Raw genomic sequence first — 868 nt, forward strand, 5'->3', positions numbered from 1 at the left:
TTTCTGTAATTATCGCGACGGCGTCGTCGGTCCGGTCTCTATCCGGTCTTTAGCTGCGATTTTAGGATTATTTGAGTTGTGCATTTCTCCCGACGGCGGCGGCAGTAGTCCTCGAAGATGTATTTTTCTTGTTGTCCTGACAGTTGCGACGGTCATGACAGCGCCGACGATTCTGACAGCCGTGACAGTCCCGACAGTACCCAGCTAGATTCACATTCTATTCCACTAACTCAACTCGGCACCCTAACTCATACCAGATTCGCGCTGTAGTCGCCTGTCGCGGTGGTAATACCGGTTCCAGTATGAATACCAGTCCGGTGATTAGCTGCTGTTTCTGGGGCGGTGGTTGAGTGTAGATTACTACTGACCTAAATTACTTACGAGATAACAGACCGATTACCACTGAGGGTAATCGGTCATCGTTTAATGCTGTTTTTTCCTGACTTTCTAGTTCTGGGAGCTTTAGGATCATGGGTGTTCCTCCCGTTACTAAACTAACTATCCATCCCATATCTATATTAATAACTTCAGCTAATGGACAGGATGTTGGTTATATTTTTGTTGGTTCAGGCGGCGAGTTTTTCTGGGTTTCGGTTCTGGTGTTGAGTGGTATGTAGTGGCCCTGAATCACGCTGTACAGACGAGAGAAGGTTCTGATGGTGGATATCAGTCTGAACTAGTAAATGTATCACTGTGGTGACTACGTGGAGAGTTTCGGCGGACCTAATGGATCTGAGCTTACCGGAGGTCACTGCGGACCGGATATAGACAGGCCAGAAACAGAAAAGGCTTACGGATTTCTCCATAAGCCTTATCAAGAATCTGGTGGCCCCTGACAGACTTGAACTGTCGACCAAGCGATTATGAG

1 protein-coding gene is annotated in these 868 nt (G+C 47.5%); it reads left to right on the top strand.

What is annotated here, in order from left to right:
- Nucleotides 1-208 (top strand): hypothetical protein (locus ACYP03_RS23850; protein ID WP_459782341.1); only part of this gene is annotated, 208 nt, incomplete at its 5' end.
- Nucleotides 209-868: the final 660 nt, after the last annotated feature.

The organism is Photobacterium sp. R1 (assembly GCF_054600795.1).